This is a genomic window from Pseudomonas sp. TH41, from assembly GCF_016650695.1.
GTDB lineage: Bacteria > Pseudomonadota > Gammaproteobacteria > Pseudomonadales > Pseudomonadaceae > Aquipseudomonas.
The window spans coordinates 3,021,421-3,038,447 of sequence record NZ_JAEKFH010000003.1; the positions used below are offsets into that span (position 1 = coordinate 3,021,421).

Sequence of the window (17,027 nt, forward strand, 5' to 3'; positions counted from 1 at the left end):
CCTCTGTCTATTTATCGGTTGGGTCAGAACATGAGCAGGCAAGAGCAAGTGGTGATTGTCGGCGGCGGGGTCATTGGCCTGCTGACGGCATTCAATCTCGCGTCCCAAGTGCAGAGCGTTGTGCTGCTGGATCGTTCGAGTGTGGGTCAGGAGTCGTCCTGGGCTGGTGGGGGTATTGTTTCGCCGCTTTATCCGTGGCGTTACAGCCCGGCGGTCACAGCGCTGGCCCATTGGTCCCAGGACTTTTATCCACAGCTCGGCGAGCGCCTGTTTGCTGCGACCGGGGTTGATCCCGAGGTTCACACCACCGGGCTTTACTGGCTGGATCTGGATGATGAGGCCGAAGCGCTGGCCTGGGCCAAGCGGGAGGGCCGTCCGCTACGGGCTGTGGATATCTCGGCAGCACACGATGCCGTCCCGGTATTGGGCGCCGGTTTTTCCCGGGCCATCTACATGGCGGATGTGGCCAATGTGCGCAATCCGCGACTGGTGAAGTCCCTCAAGGCTGCGTTGCTGGCGCTGCCGAACGTGACGATTCATGAGCAGTGCGAAGTCAGCGGGTTTGTCCGTGACGGCGATCAAGTCGTCGGCGTTCAGACTTCGGCGGGCGTTATACAGGGTGATCAGGTGGTACTGACCGCCGGCGCCTGGAGTGGTGATTTGCTCAAAAGCCTGGGGCTGGACCTGCCGGTCGAACCGGTGAAAGGGCAGATGATTCTCTACAAGTGCGCGGCCGACTTCCTGCCGAGCATGGTGCTGGCCAAGGGGCGTTACGCGATTCCTCGACGCGACGGGCACATTCTGATTGGCAGTACGCTGGAGCATGAAGGCTACGACAAGACGCCGACCGAATCCGCACTGGAGAGCCTGAAGGCTTCGGCGGTGGAGTTGATTCCTGCACTGGCGGATGCCGAAGTGGTGGGGCATTGGGCCGGGCTGCGGCCAGGTTCGCCAGAGGGCATTCCCTATATCGGTCGGGTGCCGGGATTCAACGGGCTTTGGCTCAATTGCGGGCATTACCGTAACGGGCTGGTGTTGGCGCCGGCATCGTGTCAGTTGTTTGCAGATGTGATGCTGGGGCGTGAGCCGATTATTGATCCTGCGCCGTATGCGCCGGCCGGGCGGATCTGAAGCAAGATCAAAAGATCGCAGCCTGCGGCAGCTCCTACAGGGGGAATGCGTTCTTCTGTAGGAGCTGCCGCAGGCTGCGATCTTTTAAGGATCAATCCAACCCTAGCTTCTTCAAACGATAACGCATCGACCGAAACGACAGATTCAACCGCTGAGCAGCCGCCGTGCGGTTCCAGCGGGTTTCTTCCAGGGCCTGAAGGATGAGTTTGCGTTCGACGTTTTCCAGATAGTCTTCCAGGTTGTCGATCTGCGTCAGGTCGGGCACGCCACCTTCGGCGGCACAGTTGCCTTCGGCCAGTCGCAGGTCGCAGGCTTCGATCTGTTGGTTTTCGCACAGGGTGTGAGCCCTTTCGAGCATGTTCTCCAGTTCCCGCACATTGCCAGGGAAGCGGTAGTTTTTCAGTGCGTCGAGGGCGTGTGGGTGGAGTGTTGCGGCAGGCTGGCCGCTACCGGCGGCCAGGCGCTCAAGCACATGGCTGGCCAAGGGCTCAATGTCGTCCCGACGTTCGCGCAAGGGCGGAACGCGTAGCTCGATCACATTCAGCCGATAGTACAAATCCTGGCGAAAGCGTTCGGCGGCGACTTCGGCGTCGAGGTCTTTGTGGGTGGCGCAGAGGATGCGCACATCGACCACGATTTCCTGTTGCCCACCGACACATCGGATGGCTTTTTCCTGAATTGCCCGCAGCAGCTTGACCTGCATCGCCAGTGGCAAATCAGCGACTTCATCGAGGAACAGCGTGCCGCCGTGAGCCGCTTGAAACAGGCCCGGTTTGTCTTCGATGGCGCCACTGAAGCTGCCTTTGCGATGGCCAAAAAACTCGCTTTCCATCAATTCCGACGGGATTGCCCCGCAGTTCACCGGGATAAACGGCTGGTTGGCGCGTGGCCCTTGCTCATGGATCAGTCGCGCGACCAATTCCTTGCCGCTGCCGGATTCGCCGCTGATGTACACCGGTGCCTGGCTGCGCGCCAGCTTGTCGATGTGTTGGCGCAGGTTACGCATGGGCACAGAGTCGCCGAGCAACCGGCGATCAATGGCGTGGCTGACGCCGCCGGGCGCGGGCAGGCTCAGGGCGCTGGTGATCAGCTCCCGCAGGCGGGTGAGATCGACCGGTTTGGTCAGAAAGTCGAAGGCGCCGGCCTTGAGGGCATTGATCGCCGTCTCGAGGCTGCCGTAAGCGGTAATCATCGCCACGGGTACTTGCGGATAGCGTTGCTGGATGTGTTGCACCAGTTCCAGGCCGGTGCCATCCGGCAGGCGCATGTCGGTCAGGCACAGGTCGAATGTCTCCCGGCTCAGCAGCGCATGGGCTTCGCCAAGGTTACGGGCACTGAAGGTGTCGAGTTTCATCCGTCCCAGGGTGATTTCCAGGAGTTCGCGGATATCCGGTTCGTCGTCGACGATGAGGATTTTTTGCCGTGGGCTCATGTTCAACTTTGTTTCCGTCCGTGAGCAAAGGTGATACGAAAGCAGCCGCCGCCTTGGCGTGGTTCAAAGTCTAGGCGGGCCTGGTTGCTTTCGCACAGCTCACGGCACAGATAAAGCCCCAGACCAGTGCCTTGGGGGCTTGTGGTGAAGAACGGCTCGAACAAGTGCACTTGATGGTCTGGCGCGACGCCGGGACCATTGTCCAGAACCTCGAGGGTCGGCAGCTGGCTGTCAGGGGCGACAAACAGCTCAAGCCAGACCTGCGCCTGGTCGTGGCTCAGCGCGCTGTGGCGCCAGGCATTGCGCAACAGATTGTCGAGAATCTGGTGCAACTGGTTCGGGTCCATCAGGGTTTTGAAGTCGCCAGAACCGATGCGCAGGTGAATCTGCTGACGCTCGGTCACCCCCTCGCGGGTTTCGGCGACGAACCGCTCCAGCCACGGCTTCAGATCGAGCCGTTGCGGCACGGTTTGCTGGCGGCGGGACAGTTGCAGGACGTTTTCGATGACTCGATTCATGCGCTTGGCGTGGTCTTGAACAATTTGTGTCAGACGTCGGTCCGCGCCGTTCAGTTCCTCAGATTCCTGCAATAGCTGTGCGGCATGACTGATGGCGCCCAGAGGGTTGCGGATTTCATGGGCAATGCTGGCGGTCAGGCGGCCGAGGGCGACGAGTTTCAATTGCTGGGCCTGCTGGGCGATCTGGGCAAGGTCTTCGAGAAAGACCAATGTCTGATGATGGGGGCTTTGGTCAAGGGCAATGAAGCTCGGTTGCAGCTCCAGACCCGTGCTGGCGATTTTCAGGCTCTGGGGGCGCAGTGTCGGATTGTTGAGCCACAGTTGCAGGCGTTCAACGAGGGGAGGGCAGTGGTCGTCGATCAGTTGGTTTTCGAGACTGTAGCGACCCAGCAGGGTCAAGGCGCTGTGATTGGCCAGTTGAACTCGCCGATGGTTGTCGAGCACCAGGATGCCGGTACGCATGCGTTGCAGAATCAGCGCATTAAGGGTTTCGAGGCCGATAACTTCGTTGGCCCGTTGTTCGGCCAGCGTTTCGCTGACGACCAGGCGTCGTATCAGGCCTTGCACCAGCAAAGCCGCCGCAAAACACAACGCGCCAAGCGTGCCGGCCTGCAGGTAATCGTTAGGGCTGGTGGGGTGGCTGAAGCTCAAGAAAAAGCTCGAACCGACGATGCCGAGCGCGCCGACTGCAGCAATCAGCAGACCGATGCGGCCTCGCAACAGGGTGTTGCTGATGGCCACCGACACGATCAGCAAGTTGCCGATGGCGCTGGCCACGCCACCCGCGGCGTAGAACAGGCCGCACAACAGCACCACGTCGGTCAGCGACAGGGCGACCCATTGCGCCGGTCGCCGGGTGTTCTCGAGGAATACCACCAGCAGGATATTCAGTACCAGGTACAACCAGCTGCCACTGCGCAGCAGGTCGTCGTTGGCAAACGTCAGCAACTGGTTGTCCATGTTGCTGGAGATCAACAGCACCAGGGTGATGCCGACGCTTAAACGGTAGAGGTGATAAAGGCGCAGTAGTCGCTGGGCCTGTTTGCTGCCGGGACTGGACGTCTCAGCGATCACTGGAACTCGGGCCTTGCTCAAGGTGAGCCTGGCTGCAATACCACTGTTGTTGAAGATTCAGCGCGCGGTCGCGGGGCAGGTGGACGCCGCAATGAGCGCAGCGGACCATGGGGGCCGCTTCCAGTTCCGCAGGGGACTTGGGCACAGAAGCCTGACCTTTGAACTTGCGCCAGAACCATACCGCAGCGGCAATCAAAGCGATCCAGAACAATAAACGAAGCATGGTGAGCTGCTATTTGATTAATGAATCAGCAGTTTAGCCAAGGACGGGGCAGGCGCACAGCGTAATAGTTCGTCAATAAATAGCAGGCAATAAAAAAGGAGCCTCGAAAGGCTCCCTCTTGGTGTCATGCCGTGTAGGAGCGAGCTTGCTCGCGATGGTCGTTAACGATAACGCGTGTTTACCGGCTAAACGCGGCGCTCTTGAGTCCATCGCGAGCAAGCTCTCTCCTACAATGTCAGTCGAACACGCCGAAGGTCATGCGGCTGAACCACGAACGGTCAGTGTTATTGCCTTGCGCTTCATGATTTTCCTCTTCGATCACGTCGCCATTTGAATCTTTAGGCTTGAGATCGTTTGGAATCGCGTCTTTGGCGTCCTGGAACTGCTTCTGCACGTCCTGGTTGGCGCGGGTTTCGCCCGGCGGCAGCGGTGGACGGGAATCGATCAGGCCCAGGGTCGCCTTGCTCAACCACGACCGGTTGTCGGCTTCTTCCATCGATGGCTTGAACTGACCGTCCACCAGGCTCGGGTGGTTCGGGTAATTGAGCTTCAGGGTTTCGAGGCTGGTGTTGGCCAGTTCGTCCAGGTGCAGGCGCTGGTACGACTCGACCATTACCGCCAGGCCGTCACCGACCGAAGGGGTTTCCTGGAAGTTTTCTACCACGTAACGACCACGGTTCGCGGCAGCGACATAGGCCTGACGGGTCAGGTAGTAGTCTGCAACGTGAATTTCGTAGGCCGCCAGCAGGTTGCGCAGGTAGATCATGCGCTGCTTGGCGTCAGGCGAGTAGCGGCTGTTGGGGAAGCGGCTGGTCAGCTGGGCGAACTCGTTATAGGAGTCACGAGCTGCACCCGGATCACGCTTGGTCATGTCCAGCGGCAGGAAACGCGACAGCAGGCCGACGTCCTGGTCGAAAGACGTCAGGCCCTTGAGGTAGTAAGCGTAATCCACGTTCGGATGCTGTGGGTGCAAGCGAATGAAACGCTCGGCAGCGGACTTCGCAGCCTCAGGCTCAGTGTTCTTGTAGTTGGCATAGATGAGCTCGAGTTGAGCCTGATCAGCGTAGCGACCGAACGGATAACGCGACTCCAGGGCCTTCAGCTTGGCTGTGGCGGCGGTGTAGCTATTGTTGTCCAGGTCGTGCTGAGCCTGCTGGTACAGCTCGACTTCACTCAGGTTTTCGTCTACGACTTCCTTCGATGAGCAAGCAGCGGTCAATGCGAGGATGGCGATCAGCAGCAGGTGTTTCACTTGCATGGCGGCTTGCGTCCCTATGACGGCCGCTGTCTTGGGCGGGGCCGTCCTGTTATGATGAGTGCCCCGTTGAATAGCCTCGGGGCAAAAGACGCCGTATTTAACCACAAGCGCGCAGCCGAAACCAAAGGCTGTGCCGACGCCTAGTCTGAGCATGTCCGATAAAATTGAACTTCGCGCAGAGGTGCCGTCCGAATTGGGCGGCCAACGCCTCGATCAAGTCGCCGCACAATTATTCGCTGAGCACTCGCGCTCGCGCCTTTCCGCCTGGATCAAAGACGGCCGCCTGACTGTGGATGGGGCGGTTATCCGCCCGCGAGACATCGTTCACGGTGGCGCCATTCTTGAGCTGACTGCCGAGCAGGAAGCTCAGGGCGAATGGATCGCTCAAGACATCGAGCTGGACATCGTCTATGAAGACGACGACATCCTGGTGATCAACAAGCCTGCGGGCCTGGTGGTTCACCCGGCTGCCGGCCACGCCGATGGCACCTTGCTCAACGCCTTGCTGCACCACGTGCCGGACATCATCAATGTGCCCCGCGCCGGTATCGTGCATCGACTGGACAAGGACACCACCGGTCTGATGGTGGTGGCCAAGACCATTCAAGCGCAGACGCAGCTGGTTACACAGTTGCAGAGCCGCAGCGTCAGCCGGATCTACGAGTGCATCGTGATCGGTGTGGTGACGGCGGGCGGCAAGATCAACGCGCCGATCGGTCGCCATGGCCAGCAACGCCAGCGCATGGCGGTGATGGAAGGTGGCAAGCAAGCCGTCAGCCATTACCGTGTGCTTGAGCGTTTCCGCTCCCACACTCACGTGCGGGTGAAGCTGGAAACCGGTCGTACGCACCAGATTCGTGTGCACATGGCCCACATCAACTTCCCGTTGGTCGGAGATCCTGCCTACGGTGGTCGTTTCCGTATCCCGCCGGCAGCCAGTGTGACCATGATCGAATCGTTGAAAGCGTTCCCGCGTCAGGCGCTGCATGCGCGGTTCCTGGAACTGGATCACCCGACGACCGGTAAGCGCATGAGCTGGGAATCGCCACTACCCGACGACTTCGTCTGGTTGCTGACGCTGCTCAAGCAAGACCGCGAGGCGTTCATCGGATGAGTGACTGGCTGATTCCCGACTGGCCTGCGCCTGCCGGGGTGAAAGCCTGCGTCACCACCCGTGCGGGCGGCGTCAGTCTGGCGCCGTTCGACAGCCTCAATCTCGGCGATCACGTCGACGACAGCCCCGAAGCTGTGGCCGAAAATCGCCGTCGTCTCACCGATCATTTCTCTATTCAACCGGCCTGGCTGCAACAGGTTCACGGCATCGTCGTGGCACATGCAGACCCAAGCCGTGTGGATACCGCTGACGCCAGTTGGACCGCAACCCCCGGGATTGCCTGCGCGGCGATGACGGCTGATTGCCTGCCGGCATTGTTTTGCGACCGTGCCGGTACTCGCGTTGCGGCGGCCCATGCAGGTTGGCGCGGATTGGCGGCGGGCGTGCTGGAAGCCACTCTCGACAGTCTGGCCGTGCCGCCGGAAGACGTGCTGGTCTGGCTCGGCCCGGCCATTGGCCCCCAAGCCTTTGAAGTCGGCCCGGAAGTGCGCGAGACCTTCGTCCAGCAATTGCCCGACGCCGCCCAAGCCTTTGTGCCGAGCCAAAACGCCGACAAGTTCATGGCCGACATCTATACGCTGGCGCGTTTGCGTCTGGCCGCTCGCGGTGTAACGGCTGTCTACGGTGGCGGTTTCTGCACCGTGACCGATCCACGCTTCTTTTCCTACCGTCGCAGCCCTCGCACGGGTCGATTTGCCTCCCTTATCTGGCTTGAAAGCTAGACTTCCCTGATCTGCATCAACCTTGTGACGCTTGAATCTCCCAGAATCGACCACATCTAATGAGGTATCTGGCAGGTTTCTTCATTCAGGATGTTTATAGGTCCGGCCTGCTCAAAAGGAAGGTGACCCATGCGTATAGACCGTTTAACCAGCAAGTTGCAGTTAGCCTTGTCCGACGCCCAATCCCTGGCCGTTGGCCTCGATCATCCCGGCATTGAACCGGCGCACTTGATGCAAGCCATGCTTGAACAACAGGGTGGTTCGATCAAGCCCCTGTTGATGCAGGTGGGCTTTGACGTCAACAGCTTGCGTAAAGAGCTGACCAAAGAGCTCGACCAACTACCGAAAATCCAGAATCCGACCGGCGACGTCAACATGTCGCAGGATCTGGCGCGCCTGCTCAACCAGGCCGATCGCCTGGCCCAGCAGAAGGGCGACCAGTTCATCTCCAGCGAACTGGTGCTGCTCGCCGCGATGGACGAGAACAGCAAGCTGGGCAAATTGTTGCTCGGCCAGGGCGTCAGCAAGAAAGCCCTGGAAAACGCGATCAACAACCTGCGTGGCGGCGAAGCGGTCAATGACGCCAACCACGAAGAGTCACGTCAGGCGCTGGATAAATACACCGTCGACCTGACCAAGCGCGCCGAAGAGGGCAAGCTTGACCCGGTCATCGGCCGCGACGACGAAATTCGTCGGACCATTCAGGTCCTGCAGCGTCGCACCAAGAACAACCCGGTGCTGATCGGTGAACCTGGCGTGGGTAAAACCGCCATCGCCGAAGGCCTCGCCCAGCGCATCATTAACGGTGAAGTGCCGGATGGACTGAAAGGCAAACGCCTGTTGTCCCTGGACATGGGGTCGCTGATTGCCGGTGCCAAGTATCGCGGCGAGTTCGAAGAGCGCCTGAAATCCCTGCTTAACGAGCTGTCGAAGCAGGAAGGGCAGATCATTCTGTTCATCGACGAATTGCACACCATGGTCGGCGCCGGTAAAGGCGAAGGCTCGATGGATGCGGGCAACATGCTTAAACCGGCATTGGCTCGCGGTGAGCTGCACTGCGTCGGCGCGACCACGCTTAACGAATACCGCCAATATATAGAGAAGGATGCGGCCCTCGAACGGCGCTTCCAGAAAGTGTTGGTGGATGAGCCGAGCGAAGAAGACACCATCGCCATCCTGCGTGGCCTGAAAGAGCGTTACGAGGTTCACCACAAGGTGGCGATCACCGACGGCGCGATCATTGCCGCGGCCAAGCTCAGTCATCGCTACATTACGGATCGTCAGTTGCCGGACAAGGCCATCGACCTGATCGATGAAGCCGCCAGTCGTATCCGCATGGAGATCGACTCCAAGCCGGAAGTGCTCGACCGCCTGGAACGTCGCCTGATTCAGCTGAAGGTGGAATCCCAGGCGCTGAAGAAAGAAAGCGACGACGCGGCGAAGAAACGTCTGGAAAAACTCCAGGAAGAAATCGTTCGTCTGGAGCGTGAGTACTCGGACCTCGAAGAAATCTGGAACGCGGAAAAAGCCGAGGTTCAGGGCTCCGCGCAGATCCAGCAAAAAATTGAACAGTCCCGTCAGGAACTGGAAACTGCCCGCCGCAAAGGCGACCTGAACCGCATGGCCGAGCTGCAATACGGGGTTATCCCGGACCTGGAGCGTAGCCTGCAGATGGTCGACCAGCATGGCAAAAGCGAGAACCAGTTGCTGCGCAGCAAGGTGACAGAGGAAGAGATTGCCGAAGTCGTCTCGAAGTGGACCGGCATTCCCGTGTCGAAAATGCTCGAAGGCGAGCGCGACAAGTTGATGAAGATGGAAAGCCTGTTGCACCAACGTGTGATTGGTCAGGACGAAGCGGTTATTGCGGTTTCCAACGCGGTACGGCGTTCCCGAGCCGGGTTGTCGGACCCGAATCGTCCGAGCGGTTCATTCATGTTCCTCGGCCCGACCGGTGTCGGTAAAACCGAGCTGTGCAAGGCGCTGGCCGAGTTCCTCTTCGATACGGAAGAGGCGATGGTGCGGATCGATATGTCCGAGTTCATGGAGAAACATTCCGTGGCCCGACTGATCGGCGCGCCACCAGGCTACGTAGGCTATGAAGAAGGCGGTTACCTGACCGAGGCAGTGCGTCGCAAGCCTTATTCGGTAATCCTCCTGGACGAGGTCGAGAAGGCTCACCCGGATGTCTTCAACATCTTGTTGCAGGTGCTGGAAGATGGCCGACTGACCGACAGCCATGGCCGCACGGTGGATTTCAAAAATACCGTGATAGTCATGACCTCCAACCTGGGCTCGGTGCAGATCCAGGAACTGGTCGGTGATCGTGAAGCGCAGCGTGCGGCGGTGATGGATGCGATTTCCACGCACTTCCGTCCGGAGTTCATCAACCGGGTCGACGAAGTGGTGATCTTCGAGCCGTTGGCTCGGGATCAGATCGCCGGCATTACCGAGATCCAGTTGGGTCGCCTGCGCAGTCGTCTGACCGAGCGCGAGCTGAAACTGGAACTCAGCCCTGAGGCCATGGATAAGCTGATAGCGGTGGGTTACGACCCGGTGTATGGCGCACGGCCGCTCAAACGAGCGATCCAGCGCTGGATCGAGAACCCGTTGGCGCAGCTGATTCTGTCGGGTCGCTTCATGCCCGGCGATACCGCCAAAGGTGTCGTGGAAAACGACGAAATCGTCTTCGTCTGATCCACTTTTGTAGGAGCGAGCTTGCTCGCGATGGTCGATAACGATAACGCGTACGTCCTGGATAAATGCGCTGTCATTGAGCGTTTCGCGAGCAAGCTCGCTCCTACACAATCCATAGCTGAACAGGAGGCCTCGCATTGCGAGGCCTTTTTTTCATTAGGTTGTTGAACTGAAAGGAAAAGGCTTGTAAAGTGCGCCCCGCAGTAAGTCACCCGGTAGGGTTTCTGCTCCCCAAGCAGGAATCTGAAATAAGTTGCAAATCATTAACTTGAATGCAAATTAGGGGGTTGACAGAGGTGCTTAAAATTGTAGAATAGCGCGCCTCAGACACACGAACGCAGCGATGCGAACGGGTCGAAGAGGTGAAGCAAGCTTCACAGTTGTAAATTGAAATATGTAGTTCCGTGATAGCTCAGTCGGTAGAGCAAATGACTGTTAATCATTGGGTCCCAGGTTCGAGTCCTGGTCACGGAGCCAATTTCAAACCGGGGTATAGCGCAGTCCGGTAGCGCGCCTGCTTTGGGAGCAGGATGTCAGGAGTTCGAATCCCCTTACCCCGACCATTTTTGGGTCGTTAGCTCAGTTGGTAGAGCAGTTGGCTTTTAACCAATTGGTCGTAGGTTCGAATCCCACACGACCCACCATTTTTGAAACCAGTTAACGCTGGAATCGAATCTTAAGATCAGAGGCCAAAAGCGCTGATCGAAGAAGGCGACTTGTAAAGGTCGCCTTTTTTTTACCGGGGTATAGCGCAGTCCGGTAGCGCGCCTGCTTTGGGAGCAGGATGTCAGGAGTTCGAATCCCCTTACCCCGACCATATTAAAAATCCTCGTATCGAAAGATACGGGGATTTTTTTTGTCTTCGAAAAAGTGAGGCTTTGGTCCAGCGCTTTCAGGTTTGATTTCGACAGGCGAAAAAATGCCCCGCTTCTCGTTGAGAGGCGGGGCTGGGGCTCAGACGCTTAGGCGCCGTCTTGGTCTTTCAGGTGCTCGAACAAGCCTTTTGGCATTTTCTTGCCATTGGCTTCGAAGTTGGCTTTTACGTTGTTGTAAGCCTCTTGCTCGTCGATGAAACCGTCATGGTTGGTGTCGATCTTGTCGAAATCGGACTTCGGCGCGACTTTCAGAAATTCGGCACGGGATACTTTGCCGTCGCCATCGGTGTCGGTTTTTGCCATCGATGCATCGCCACACTTGCCTTCGCCACATTTGCCTTCAGGGGTTTTCACCACCTGTTCGGCCGACGCCAGCAGGTAACCCTGAGTCAGGGGCTGCGAGGCGAACACGGAGCCGGACAACATCAAGCCACCCGCCAGGACAGCGCCGAGCAGGCCAATGGTGTTCTTGCTGAGAGTAGTGGTACGGGACATTTACATTCTCCTGGGTTGCACAACACAACCGCTCAATAGTGGACGCCACGACAGTGTGGCGTTAGCCGAAGCGGGCGGGGTGCCTTGCTCGGATGTGGCTATTTAACGGTCGGGGTGTATCGCAACTGTGTCGTGCAAGGGGGGAGTTTGTAAGCGAAGGGGGTGGATCGCGGGGATAGATACAGTGAGACACAGATCGTCTGTGCCACGAGAAACAAATGTGGGAGCGGGCTTGCTCGCGAAAGCGGTGGATCAGGCAACAGTTCGTCGACTGACCCACCGCTTTCGCGAGCAAGCCCGCTCCCACACTAGACCGAGTTAGTGCAGCTTGAGCCGTGGCTCAGTCCCGCGTCCTATCTTGCTACCGAGCATCAACATCGCCGTACGAAACGCGCCATACAGCGCCATCTGGTGCATGCGGTACAGCGACACGTAAAACATCCGCGCCAGCCAGCCCTCGAGCATTACGCTGCCGGTCAGGTTGCCCATCAAGTTACCCACAGCCGAAAAACGCGACAGCGAGATCAGCGAGCCGTAGTCGGTGTACGTGTACTCCGGCAATGCCTTGCCTTCGATCCGCAGCTTCAGGGACTTGGCCAGCAACGATGCTTGCTGATGCGCAGCCTGTGCACGTGGCGGCACATTGCGGTCAGTGCCCGGTTGCGGGCAGGCCGCGCAGTCACCGAAGGCGAAGATGTTCTCGTCGCGGGTGGTTTGCAGGGTCGGCAGCACTTGCAGCTGATTGATGCGGTTGGTTTCCAGGCCATCGATGTCCTTGAGGAAACCCGGTGCACGAATCCCCGCGGCCCAGACTTTCAGACTGGCATTGATCACTTTGCCATCGGCAGTGATCAGGCTGTCGGCCGTCACTTCGCTGACGGCGGCATTGGTCATGACGTTGACCCCGAGCTTCTCCAGGGTTTTATGCACCGGCCCGCCGATGCGTTCCGGCAGGGCTGGCAACACCCGTGGTCCGGCTTCGATCAGGGTGATGTGCATGTTTTCCGGCTTGATCCGGTCCAGACCATAGGCCGCCAGTTCGTGGGCGGCATTGTGCAGTTCCGCCGCCAGTTCGACGCCTGTGGCACCTGCGCCGACGATGGCGACGCTGATCTGCTCGACCTTGTCGGTTTGTCCGGCATGGGCACGCAGATAGTGGTTTAGCAATTGCTGGTGGAAGCGCTCAGCCTGTTTGCGGGTGTCGAGGAACAGGCAGTGCTGTGCCGCGCCCTGAGTACCGAAATCGTTGGTGGTGCTGCCGACGGCGATCACCAGGGAGTCGTAGCCGAGTTCACGGGCCGGCACCAGTTCGACGCCGGCATCGTCGTAAGTGGCTGCCAGCTGGATTTTTTTCTGGGCGCGATCAAGCCCGCTCATGCGCCCCAGCTGGAACTCGAAGTGATTCCATTTTGCCTGGGCAACATAGTTGAGTTCGTCTTCGGAAGAGTTCAGCGATCCGGCCGCCACTTCGTGTAACAGCGGTTTCCAGATGTGAGTCAGGTTCGCGTCGACCAGCATCACACTGGCTGTGCCGCGCTTGCCCAGAGTCTTACCCAGACGGGTAGCCAACTCCAGACCGCCGGCGCCGCCGCCAACGATGACAATACGATGAGTCATGGGGATATCTCGCAAGGCTAAAAGAAATCGGTGCAATTACCCGAGCGAGCGCGAGGCAGCTCATAGCGTCAGGTAACTGATAAGTCGGCTCAACAGGCCCAAACCAATGGTCACTGCCAATACCACCACCAGGAGCATCCACGGCCGGAAAGGCCGGCGCTCGACTCGGTGCTGGGACAGGTGCAGGTACTCTTCGACATGCTTCTGGTCGTCGGGGTTCAGGCGGCTGGTCATAAAGGCCTCGTCAGGTAGACGTTGCTGAATGTGTAGAAGCTACAGGCTGATTTAACGAACGTTGAACGGAGCATAGCCGTTGCCTGGAACTCTCGACGCTCACGGTATCGTCCAGGCGAAGGATTTCACTTTGTAACACCCGGGCCGTGGTTTCGCCATGGCCGCGAACGGGTTCACAGGCTGATCCCGACATCGAACAGGATGCTGCGCCCCAGGTTGCTGCGCAGGAAGTCCGGCGCGTCCGGATGCGCAAATAAAACACGGGCAAACGTCGGACCGACCAGCGACAACGACCGCCAGCCCTGACGCAGGTATTCAGTGGGGGGCGGGAAATGGCTGTTGAGGTCCAGCACTTCGCGCTTGAGGCTGGCGAAGGCGATGATGTCCAGTTCCCCCAGATCCATCCCGCGTTCTTTGTAGTTGTGGGCTTTTTTGCGCAAGGTCGGTGCCAGTCTCAGCAAGAAATCATTGGCCGGAATGCGCTTGGGTTTGGCCTCGCGGCGCACCAGCGAACTCAGCGAAAACGCGCTGCGCCGGCGTTGCAGCTCGTCGCGCCATTCATCGTTGAGACGCCGGCCTTCGTCGAGCACGAAAAAAACCTCGAAATTCGCATCGCGAAACAGCACGTCTGGCGGTTCCCCGGCGGGGGCGAATTCATCGGTGCGGTAGGGGATGTTCAGGCCTTGCAGCAGGCGCTGGCACACCCAACGCTCGCGCTCCCATTTGCGGGCATTGGAAAGGAACGCGTTGGCTTGCTCGGCCGCGATGGTCAGCAGGCGTAAATAATCTGAGTCATCCATAGGCCCAAGCTTAGCGTTCAAATGCGATCGCAAAGAAGACAGTTTGTCGGAGAAGAGCAAAAGCCTGCCGCAACAAACCCTCATTCAGCTCCCGGTTCAGCCCATTGCACAAAACGGATAGCGGTCTGCGCAGAGCGGATATTGCCCGGCGCCCGGCAACTTTACCCTCGGCTTTACGGGACGTTAGCCGCTTTACCGACGCTCTTAAAAAAACAACAACAAGAGATAAATGCCATGCGCAAGATCGACGTACATGAGGTTATCGACAACGCACGATTCAACCGCTTTCACTGGATGGTGCTGTTTTGGTGTGCCCTGATCATCATTTTCGACGGCTACGATTTGGTGATCTACGGCGTGGTGTTGCCGATGCTGATGAAAGAGTGGGGGCTCAGTCCTTTGCAGGCCGGCGCACTGGGAAGTTATGCACTGTTCGGAATGATGTTCGGCGCGCTGTTTTTCGGCCCGCTCTCGGACAAGATCGGCCGCAAGAAAGCCATCACGATCTGCGTGATGCTCTTCAGCGGTTTTACCTTGCTCAATGGTTTTGCCCGCAACCCCACCGAGTTTGGCATTTGCCGGTTCATGGCCGGGCTGGGGATTGGCGGGGTGATGCCCAATGTCGTGGCGCTGATGAATGAGTACGCGCCGAAGAAAATCCGTAGCACGCTGGTGGCGATCATGTTCAGCGGTTACTCCGTGGGCGGCATGCTCTCGGCGGGGCTCGGCATCGTGCTGATCCCCAGTTTTGGCTGGCAGTCGGTGTTTTACGTCGCGGTGCTGCCGTTGGTGCTGTTGCCACTGATCATGTACTTCCTGCCCGAGTCGGTGGGTTTCATGTTGCGTCAGGGGCGCAATGAAGAGACGCGCAACATTCTCCAGCGGGTTGATCCGGCGTACGTCGCGCAAACCAGTGATCAACTGAACATGAGCGAAGTGAAGGGCACCGGCACCCCAGTGCTGCAACTGTTTCGCGAGGGGCGTGCGCTGCGCACGCTGATGCTGTGGCTGGCGTTTTTCTGCTGCTTGCTGATGGTGTACGCCTTGAGTTCATGGCTGCCGAAACTGATGGCCAACGCCGGTTACAGCCTGGGGTCGAGCCTGTCGTTCCTGCTGGTGCTCAACTTCGGCGCCATTTTCGGTGCGGTCGGCGGCGGCGTACTGGGTGACAAACTCAACCTGCCGCGGGTGTTGGCGGTGTTCTTCGCGGTGGCTGCCGTGTCGATCACCTTGCTGGGTTTCAATAGCCCGATGCCGCTGTTGTACCTGCTGATTGCCATTGCCGGCGCCACAACCATCGGTTCGCAGATTCTGTTGTACGCCTGTGCTGCGCAGTTCTACTCCATGACCATTCGCTCCACTGGTTTGGGGTGGGCGTCGGGCATCGGGCGCAACGGTGCAATCGTCGGTCCGTTGCTGGGCGGTGCTTTGCTCGGGATCAGCCTGCCGCTGCAACTGAACTTCATGGCGTTTGCCTTGCCCGGCGCGGTGGCCGCGATGGCCATGACCGTGTTCGCCATCAGCAGTCAGCGCAGCACCCGGCAAATGCAAATGCTGTCGGGCATACGCCACGGCTCGCCAGACGGGTCTGTCGGCGAAGCTTCATGAAAGCGCTCGTCAGGGACTTTTCCCTGTCTGCGGCCGTCGCCGGATTTATCGCCACGGTGATTTCGTACGCAGGCCCCTTGGTGATCATTTTTCAGGCTGCCGAGACCGCGCATCTGTCGCGGGAAGTGCTGTCGTCCTGGGTGTGGGCGATTTCCATCGGCAGCGCGGTGCTTGGCATGGGTCTGAGCCTGCGTTATCGCGTGCCGGTGATCATCGCGTGGTCGGCGCCGGGCTCGGCGCTGCTGGTGGCGTTGTTGCCGGGGATCTCCATGCCGGAGGCGGTGGGAGCGTATCTGGTCAGCAGCCTGATCATTTTCCTGGTCGGGGTGTCGGGGGCATTTGACCGGATCATCAGCAAACTGCCGGCGGCGATCGCGGCGGCGATGCTGGCGGGGATTCTGTTCCGCTTCGGCACCGGGTTGTTCGTCTCGTTGCAGGGCAAGCCGTTGCTGGTGCTGGCGATGTTTGCCACGTACCTGATCTGCAAACGGCTGATGCCACGTTATGCGGTGTTGATGGTGCTGCTGGTGGGCTGCTCGATGGCTTTTCTCACCGGTGATTTGCACAGTCAAGCACTGGTGATCGGTTTGGCCACGCCGGTGTGGATCACGCCCGTGTTCAGTCTGAGTGCGACCCTGAACATCGCCTTGCCATTGGTGATGGTCGCCCTGACCGGTCAGTTCGTTCCCGGTATGGCGGTGCTGCGCGCCAGCGGGTACGCAACGCCGGCCGGTCCGATCATCGCCAGCAGCGCGTTGGGCACGGCGCTGTTGGCACCGTTCGGCTGCCACGGGCTGAATCTGGCGGCGATCACCGCCGCCATTTGTACCGGTCGCGAGGCCCATGAACATCCCGGCAAGCGCTACGTCGCCGGGGTTGTCGGTGGGCTGTGTTACCTGGTGCTGGGGATCTTCGGTGCCACCCTGGTTTCGCTGTTTTCGGCATTCCCCAAAGAACTGATCGCGGCACTGGCCGGGCTGGCACTGTTCGCCGCGATTGCCGGGGCGTTGGCCGGCGCAATGGCGGTGCCGAACGATCGCGAAGCGGCGCTGGTGACCTTTCTTACGACCGCGTCGGGTATGTCGCTGTTGGGTTTGTCCGCTGCATTTTGGGGACTGATTTTCGGCATGGTCACCCACGTGCTGTTAAGCGTCCGCCGTCCCATCCTCCGCAGCGAAACCGCTGCGGCTGAAGCACTTGAAGCTATCGATCAATAAAAATAAGAGAAAAAA

General features: G+C 59.1%; 14 protein-coding genes, 4 tRNA genes and 1 pseudogene. 10 read left to right on the top strand and 9 right to left on the bottom strand.

The window, feature by feature from the left end:
* The first annotated feature begins 30 nt into the window (after positions 1 to 30).
* A complete protein-coding gene (gene thiO / locus JFU37_RS16500; RefSeq protein ID WP_201116309.1) occupies positions 31 to 1,131 on the top strand; it encodes a glycine oxidase ThiO in 1,101 nt (366 codons plus the stop codon).
* A 91-nt stretch (positions 1,132 to 1,222) separates the two neighbouring features.
* Here the strand turns inward: thiO and JFU37_RS16505 are convergent, their stop codons facing one another.
* From JFU37_RS16505 to JFU37_RS16520, 4 genes are all read right to left on the bottom strand, one after another.
* Positions 1,223 to 2,563 carry a sigma-54-dependent transcriptional regulator gene (locus JFU37_RS16505; RefSeq protein ID WP_201116310.1) on the bottom strand — a complete coding sequence of 447 codons (1,341 nt, stop codon included), beginning with the start codon at positions 2,561 to 2,563 and terminating at the stop codon, positions 1,223 to 1,225.
* Between the two features lie 2 nt (positions 2,564 to 2,565).
* On the bottom strand, positions 2,566 to 4,155 hold the full coding sequence (locus JFU37_RS16510) for an ATP-binding protein (RefSeq protein WP_201116311.1): 1,590 nt from the start codon (positions 4,153 to 4,155) through the stop codon (positions 2,566 to 2,568).
* Entirely contained in the window at positions 4,145 to 4,378 is a 234-nt protein-coding gene (locus tag JFU37_RS16515; RefSeq protein WP_201116312.1) for a PP0621 family protein, read from the bottom strand. The genes JFU37_RS16510 and JFU37_RS16515 overlap by 11 nt, the downstream gene beginning before the upstream one ends.
* Positions 4,379 to 4,613: 235 nt before the next feature.
* A complete protein-coding gene (locus JFU37_RS16520) occupies positions 4,614 to 5,636 on the bottom strand; it encodes an outer membrane protein assembly factor BamD (RefSeq protein WP_201116313.1) in 1,023 nt (340 codons plus the stop codon).
* A gap of 151 nt (positions 5,637 to 5,787) precedes the next feature.
* Here JFU37_RS16520 and rluD point away from each other — a divergent pair, with 151 nt between their 5' ends.
* From rluD to JFU37_RS16555, 7 genes are all read left to right on the top strand, one after another.
* Positions 5,788 to 6,750 carry a 23S rRNA pseudouridine(1911/1915/1917) synthase RluD gene (gene rluD / locus JFU37_RS16525; protein WP_046048807.1) on the top strand — a complete coding sequence of 321 codons (963 nt, stop codon included), beginning with the start codon at positions 5,788 to 5,790 and terminating at the stop codon, positions 6,748 to 6,750.
* Positions 6,747 to 7,472, top strand: coding sequence for a peptidoglycan editing factor PgeF (pgeF, locus tag JFU37_RS16530; protein WP_201116314.1), 726 nt, complete (start codon positions 6,747 to 6,749; stop codon positions 7,470 to 7,472). Before rluD ends, pgeF begins: the two co-directional genes overlap by 4 nt.
* Before the next feature lie 129 nt (positions 7,473 to 7,601).
* On the top strand, positions 7,602 to 10,166 hold the full coding sequence (gene clpB, locus JFU37_RS16535; RefSeq protein ID WP_201116316.1) for an ATP-dependent chaperone ClpB: 2,565 nt from the start codon (positions 7,602 to 7,604) through the stop codon (positions 10,164 to 10,166).
* Between the two features lie 401 nt (positions 10,167 to 10,567).
* Positions 10,568 to 10,643 (top strand) — tRNA-Asn (locus JFU37_RS16540).
* 9 nt (positions 10,644 to 10,652) lie between these two features.
* Positions 10,653 to 10,729 (top strand) — tRNA-Pro (locus JFU37_RS16545).
* 5 nt (positions 10,730 to 10,734) lie between these two features.
* Positions 10,735 to 10,810, top strand: a tRNA-Lys gene (locus JFU37_RS16550).
* A 96-nt stretch (positions 10,811 to 10,906) separates the two neighbouring features.
* Positions 10,907 to 10,983, top strand: a tRNA-Pro gene (locus JFU37_RS16555).
* Between the two features lie 145 nt (positions 10,984 to 11,128).
* Here JFU37_RS16555 and JFU37_RS16560 read toward each other — a convergent pair.
* The 5 genes and pseudogenes from JFU37_RS16560 to JFU37_RS16580 form a co-directional block, all read right to left on the bottom strand.
* Positions 11,129 to 11,536, bottom strand: a complete 408-nt coding sequence (locus JFU37_RS16560; protein ID WP_201116318.1) for an HvfA family oxazolone/thioamide-modified RiPP metallophore — start codon at positions 11,534 to 11,536, stop codon at positions 11,129 to 11,131.
* A 318-nt stretch (positions 11,537 to 11,854) separates the two neighbouring features.
* The gene (locus JFU37_RS16565) at positions 11,855 to 13,153 is read right to left on the bottom strand and encodes an NAD(P)/FAD-dependent oxidoreductase (protein ID WP_201116321.1); all 1,299 of its coding nucleotides are present in this window, start codon (positions 13,151 to 13,153) and stop codon (positions 11,855 to 11,857) included.
* A gap of 60 nt (positions 13,154 to 13,213) precedes the next feature.
* Entirely contained in the window at positions 13,214 to 13,387 is a 174-nt protein-coding gene (locus JFU37_RS16570) for a DUF3094 domain-containing protein (RefSeq protein ID WP_032830895.1), read from the bottom strand.
* Positions 13,388 to 13,438: 51 nt separating this feature from the next.
* A pseudogene (locus JFU37_RS16575) lies at positions 13,439 to 13,562 on the bottom strand (MOSC domain-containing protein); the annotation flags it as partial.
* Positions 13,561 to 14,187: a DUF1780 domain-containing protein gene (locus JFU37_RS16580; protein WP_201116322.1), complete on the bottom strand. Its 627-nt coding sequence runs from the start codon at positions 14,185 to 14,187 to the stop codon at positions 13,561 to 13,563. The pseudogene JFU37_RS16575 and the gene JFU37_RS16580, both read right to left, overlap by 2 nt.
* A gap of 234 nt (positions 14,188 to 14,421) precedes the next feature.
* Between JFU37_RS16580 and JFU37_RS16585 the strand changes: the two genes are divergently transcribed.
* Both JFU37_RS16585 and JFU37_RS16590 read left to right on the top strand, forming a co-directional pair.
* The gene (locus JFU37_RS16585; RefSeq protein ID WP_201116323.1) at positions 14,422 to 15,795 is read left to right on the top strand and encodes an aromatic acid/H+ symport family MFS transporter; all 1,374 of its coding nucleotides are present in this window, start codon (positions 14,422 to 14,424) and stop codon (positions 15,793 to 15,795) included.
* Entirely contained in the window at positions 15,792 to 17,012 is a 1,221-nt protein-coding gene (locus tag JFU37_RS16590; protein ID WP_201116324.1) for a benzoate/H(+) symporter BenE family transporter, read from the top strand. Before JFU37_RS16585 ends, JFU37_RS16590 begins: the two co-directional genes overlap by 4 nt.
* The last annotated feature ends 15 nt before the right edge of the window (positions 17,013 to 17,027 follow it).

Excerpts from the sequence above, each read along its gene's own strand:
- JFU37_RS16570 (WP_032830895.1), bottom strand. The coding sequence starts at position 13,387 with ATGACCAGCCGCCTGAACCCCGACGACCAGAAGCATGTCGAAGAGTAC.
- JFU37_RS16580 (WP_201116322.1), bottom strand. The coding sequence starts at position 14,187 with ATGGATGACTCAGATTATTTACGCCTGCTGACCATCGCGGCCGAGCAA.
- clpB (WP_201116316.1), top strand. The coding sequence starts at position 7,602 with ATGCGTATAGACCGTTTAACCAGCAAGTTGCAGTTAGCCTTGTCCGAC.
- JFU37_RS16515 (WP_201116312.1), bottom strand. The coding sequence starts at position 4,378 with ATGCTTCGTTTATTGTTCTGGATCGCTTTGATTGCCGCTGCGGTATGG.
- JFU37_RS16590 (WP_201116324.1), top strand. The coding sequence starts at position 15,792 with ATGAAAGCGCTCGTCAGGGACTTTTCCCTGTCTGCGGCCGTCGCCGGA.
- JFU37_RS16505 (WP_201116310.1), bottom strand. The coding sequence starts at position 2,563 with ATGAGCCCACGGCAAAAAATCCTCATCGTCGACGACGAACCGGATATC.
- thiO (WP_201116309.1), top strand. The coding sequence starts at position 31 with ATGAGCAGGCAAGAGCAAGTGGTGATTGTCGGCGGCGGGGTCATTGGC.
- JFU37_RS16565 (WP_201116321.1), bottom strand. The coding sequence starts at position 13,153 with ATGACTCATCGTATTGTCATCGTTGGCGGCGGCGCCGGCGGTCTGGAG.
- rluD (WP_046048807.1), top strand. The coding sequence starts at position 5,788 with ATGTCCGATAAAATTGAACTTCGCGCAGAGGTGCCGTCCGAATTGGGC.
- JFU37_RS16585 (WP_201116323.1), top strand. The coding sequence starts at position 14,422 with ATGCGCAAGATCGACGTACATGAGGTTATCGACAACGCACGATTCAAC.
- pgeF (WP_201116314.1), top strand. The coding sequence starts at position 6,747 with ATGAGTGACTGGCTGATTCCCGACTGGCCTGCGCCTGCCGGGGTGAAA.
- JFU37_RS16560 (WP_201116318.1), bottom strand. The coding sequence starts at position 11,536 with ATGTCCCGTACCACTACTCTCAGCAAGAACACCATTGGCCTGCTCGGC.
- JFU37_RS16520 (WP_201116313.1), bottom strand. The coding sequence starts at position 5,636 with ATGCAAGTGAAACACCTGCTGCTGATCGCCATCCTCGCATTGACCGCT.